Origin of the sequence: Rhodoplanes roseus, from assembly GCF_003258865.1 — a bacterium.
In the GTDB taxonomy this organism is placed as follows: domain Bacteria; phylum Pseudomonadota; class Alphaproteobacteria; order Rhizobiales; family Xanthobacteraceae; genus Rhodoplanes; species Rhodoplanes roseus.
Genome location: NZ_NPEX01000411.1, coordinates 1 through 3,928, shown reverse-complemented (window position 1 = coordinate 3,928; position 3,928 = coordinate 1). Strand labels below are relative to the sequence as shown.

At 68.7% G+C, this 3,928-nt stretch carries 4 protein-coding genes and 1 pseudogene; 4 read left to right on the top strand and 1 reads right to left on the bottom strand.

All coding sequences use genetic code 11. From position 1 onward, the window contains the following. From CH341_RS34575 to CH341_RS29215, 3 genes and pseudogenes are all read left to right on the top strand, one after another. Nucleotides 1-274: pseudogene (locus tag CH341_RS34575) on the top strand (serine kinase); the annotation flags it as partial. Between the two features lie 351 nt (nt 275-625). After that, the gene (locus CH341_RS29220) at nt 626-1,027 is read left to right on the top strand and encodes a PTS sugar transporter subunit IIA (RefSeq protein ID WP_111422804.1); all 402 of its coding nucleotides are present in this window, start codon (nt 626-628) and stop codon (nt 1,025-1,027) included. A gap of 8 nt (nt 1,028-1,035) precedes the next feature. Continuing rightward, a complete protein-coding gene (locus tag CH341_RS29215; protein ID WP_111422802.1) occupies nt 1,036-1,371 on the top strand; it encodes an HPr family phosphocarrier protein in 336 nt (111 codons plus the stop codon). A gap of 170 nt (nt 1,372-1,541) precedes the next feature. On the opposite strand, the gene CH341_RS29210 is transcribed toward CH341_RS29215, so the two are convergent. Next, entirely contained in the window at nt 1,542-1,946 is a 405-nt protein-coding gene (locus CH341_RS29210; RefSeq protein ID WP_111422800.1) for a hypothetical protein, read from the bottom strand. Nucleotides 1,947-2,382: 436 nt separating this feature from the next. Between CH341_RS29210 and ahcY the strand changes: the two genes are divergently transcribed. After that, the gene (gene ahcY, locus CH341_RS29205; protein WP_111422798.1) at nt 2,383-3,810 is read left to right on the top strand and encodes an adenosylhomocysteinase; all 1,428 of its coding nucleotides are present in this window, start codon (nt 2,383-2,385) and stop codon (nt 3,808-3,810) included. Nucleotides 3,811-3,928 lie beyond the last annotated feature (118 nt).

Here is a 3,928-nt window from a genome sequence, read left to right as displayed (position 1 = left end):
GGCGGGCGGCCGGCTGCTGGCGCGGCCGGCCGAGACCATCGCCGGGCTGATCGAGGTGCGCGGCCTCGGCCTGCGCCGCCTCGCCCACGAGCCGGTCGCCGTGGTCGGCCTGCTGGTCGATCTCGCCGATCCGTTCGCCGAGCGGATGCCGCCGGACGCCGCCACGCGGGCCGAGATCGCCGGCGTCGTGGTGCCGCGGCTGGCGCTGCCCGAGGGCGTCGATCCGCTGCCCGTGGTGCTGGCGGCGCTGCGGCTCGCCCCCGGCACGTCCTAGGCGAGGACCCGGGGGCCGTCCCGGCGGGCGAGGCGGGGCGTCGCAGGCTCTTCACGGATCGGTCACGACTGCATATTAATGAATGACAACTTGAATTTAGCCGCGGCTCTGGAAAGATCCGCGGGACGCCTCGTCCCCTTCGGCGGTAGACCGGTCCGGTTCGGCTAGACTTGCCGGGCCAGGGGGCGTGAGGTATCGGGCGACACCGGCGCGCTCGTCCGCGACGCGCCGGGCCGGGGACACGCCGCGGACCCATAGGCCGGGGAACCACGCTCTTGCGCTCGGGCTCCGGAATGTCATGATCCATTCGTTGTTTCGTGCGGTGCAGCACAAGCACCGCGGGGTGTTCCGATGATCGGCCTCGTCCTCGTGACCCACGGTCGGCTCGCCGTCGAGTTCCGGGCTGCGCTGGAGCACGTCGTCGGTCCGCAGACCCAGATCGAGACCGTCACGATCGATCCGACCGACAATGTCGAGCTGCGCCGCAAGGAGATCATCGAGGCGGTCTCCCGGGTCGACACCGGCGACGGCGTGGCGATTCTCACCGACATGTTCGGCGGCACGCCCTCCAACCTCGCCATCTCGGTGATGAGCTTGCCCAATGTCGAGGTGCTGGCCGGTATCAACCTGCCGATGCTGGTGAAGCTCGCCAAGATCCGGACCGAATGTCCGCTGGCCGAATCGGTCGCGGCCGCGCAAGAATCGGGTCGGAAATACATCACCATCGCGAGCCGGGTGCTGGCCGGGAAATGAGCCGGGCGATGACCGACGAGATCGACACGGCCGACGGGGCCTGCGGGTCGGAGTTCCCGGCACCGCGCGAGGGCGCCGTGGTGCGCCACATCCCGATCATCAACCAGAAGGGCCTGCACGCCCGCGCCTCGGCCAAGTTCGTGCAGACCGTCGAGCGCTTCCGCGCCGACGTGTTCGTCACCCGCTGCGGCCAGACGGTCGGCGGCGACTCGATCATGGGCCTGATGATGCTGGCCGCCGCCCCCGGCACCACCATCATGGTGGAGGCGGTCGGCACCGACGCCGATGCCGTCATCGCCGCCCTCGAGGAGCTGATCGGCAACCGCTTCGGCGAGGACGACTGAGGTCTTCGGCTCGATGGCTGCCGCCAGACGCCGGCCGGAAACACCGTGACGGTCGAACCCGCCGGGCAGGATGAGAGTCCGGTCCAGCACCGTCATCGCAGTTCCGATGCCCCTCGCAACGGCAGCGTCCCCGTCGGCGGCCGCCGGGACGGCGTACGCGGGCCGCTCGCTCACCACGGGAAGGAGGCGTCCGGGTTCGGCGGCGGCATCGACTCGGCGTAGATGCCGGCCGGGAGCGCCGGGACGGCGACGTCGCGGTCGCAGCCGATATACATCGAGTAGTCGTGTTGAAAGCTGAAGTGGACGTAGAAGCCGTCCCGGCCGGACAGCCGGCACCAGATGAGCTTGGCCAAAACCAGCCGGATCACCTTGAGGAGCTCCTGGCCGGCGAACCAGAAGCCGTCGTCCATCTCGCCCGCCGGCTGGATCTCCGGCCGGCCGAACACGTCGTAGTCGAGATGCCCATACACCAGATCGTCCATCCGGAGCGCCTCGACGCCGCAGGCCGCCATCAGACGCACCACGCTCTCGACATACGCGTCCTCGACGCGGCCGTACTCCGCCCACGTTCCCATTCGCGCGCCCAACGTCGTACGGGTGTCCCACCACGGGGGGGTCCAGTCGTCCGCCGGAGGGTGCCCTTGCGGAGTTCGTCTCGCCGGATCGTACTGGCTCACCCGAAGTTGCACCGTCGCCTCCGCTGTCGTCGCCGGCATCCCCGCCCGGACCGCCTCGCCGGGTCAGTGCCGTCCCCCCGCCCGACGGTTCTGGCCGGATCGTCCGATTCCATGCCATGCCGCGCATGGTCCGACGTGGCCGCCGGAGTAGCGGGCGCTTCCTCCGGTCTCCCCGGCTCGGGGCCACGCTGGCCGGCATGCTCAACAGCCTCTTAACGACATAAAGAAGTCTTTATGTGTTTCTTGCGGGGTCGGCGCGGCCCTGCTATAGGGCTGCGACGCTGCCCGCCGTCGTCGGGCGCGAGCCAATTCACATCAGCACCCAGGGATCTCCATGACCGCTTCGCCGAAGCCCGCGTCCGCACCCGCCGCCGACCATGCCGTGAAGGACATCGGCCTCGCCGACTGGGGCCGCAAGGAGATCGCCATCGCCGAGACCGAGATGCCCGGCCTGATGGCGACCCGCGACGAGTACGGCCCGGAGCAGCCGCTGCGCGGCGCCCGCATCGCCGGCTCGCTGCACATGACCATCCAGACCGCGGTGCTGATCGAGACGCTCAAGGCGCTCGGCGCCGACGTGCGCTGGGCCTCGTGCAACATCTACTCGACCCAGGACCACGCCGCCGCGGCGATCGCGGCCGGCGGCACCCCGGTGTTCGCCGTGAAGGGCGAGAGCCTGGTCGACTACTGGGACTACACCCACCGGATCTTCGAGTGGGCCGACGGCGGCACGCCGAACATGATCCTCGACGACGGCGGCGACGCGACGCTGCTGATCCATCTCGGCGCCCGCGTCGAGGCCGGCGAGACCGGCCTGATCGCCAAGCCGACCAACGAGGAAGAAGAGGTTCTGTTCGCCGCCATCAAGAAGCGGATCAAGGAGCAGCCCGGCTGGTACAAGAAGAACGCCGAGGCGATCCGCGGCGTCACCGAGGAGACCACGACGGGCGTGCATCGCCTCTACGAGATGCAGAAGAAGGGCCAGCTCCTGTGGCCCGCCATCAACGTCAACGACTCGGTCACCAAGTCGAAGTTCGACAATCTGTACGGCTGCCGCGAGAGCCTGGTCGACGGCATCCGCCGCGGCACCGACGTGATGATGGCCGGCAAGGTCGCGATGGTCGCCGGCTTCGGCGACGTCGGCAAGGGCTCGGCCGCCTCGCTGCGCAACGCCGGCTGCCGCGTGATGGTCTCCGAGGTCGATCCGATCTGCGCCCTGCAGGCCGCCATGGAGGGCTACGAGGTCGTCACCATGGAGGACGCGGCGCCGCGCGCCGACATCTTCGTCACCTGCACGGGCAATCTCGACGTGATCACGGTCGATCACATGCGCAAGATGAAGGACCGCTCGATCGTCTGCAACATCGGCCACTTCGACAGCGAGATTCAGGTCGCCGCCCTGAAGAACTTCAAGTGGCACAACGTCAAGCCGCAGGTCGACGAGGTCGAGTTCCCGGACGGCCACCGCATCATCCTGCTCTCGGAAGGGCGGCTGGTGAATCTCGGCAACGCCACCGGCCATCCGAGCTTCGTGATGTCGGCGTCGTTCACCAACCAGACGCTCGCCCAGATCGAGATCTTCTGCAATCCCGGCAAGTACGAGAAGAAGGTCTACACGCTGCCGAAGCATCTCGACGAGAAGGTCGCGCGCCTGCATCTCGCCAAGGTCGGCGCCACGCTGACCAAGCTGTCGGACCGCCAGGCCACCTATATCGGCGTCCCGCAGGAAGGCCCGTTCAAGCCCGAGATGTATCGGTACTGAGGCGAGACGAATCTCGGGTTCCTGCCGATCGGGCAGGGACCGACCCTCTCCCCTCGCGGGAGAGGGTGGTTCCTCGCGTAGCGAGGAACCGAGTGAGGGGGGCTTCCGCGGACTCGGC

Bases quoted from the DNA above. Each gene is read 5' to 3' on its own strand.
- ahcY (WP_111422798.1), top strand. From the start codon at position 2,383: ATGACCGCTTCGCCGAAGCCCGCGTCCGCACCCGCCGCCGACCATGCC.
- CH341_RS29220 (WP_111422804.1), top strand. From the start codon at position 626: ATGATCGGCCTCGTCCTCGTGACCCACGGTCGGCTCGCCGTCGAGTTC.
- CH341_RS29215 (WP_111422802.1), top strand. From the start codon at position 1,036: ATGACCGACGAGATCGACACGGCCGACGGGGCCTGCGGGTCGGAGTTC.
- CH341_RS29210 (WP_111422800.1), bottom strand. From the start codon at position 1,946: ATGGGAACGTGGGCGGAGTACGGCCGCGTCGAGGACGCGTATGTCGAG.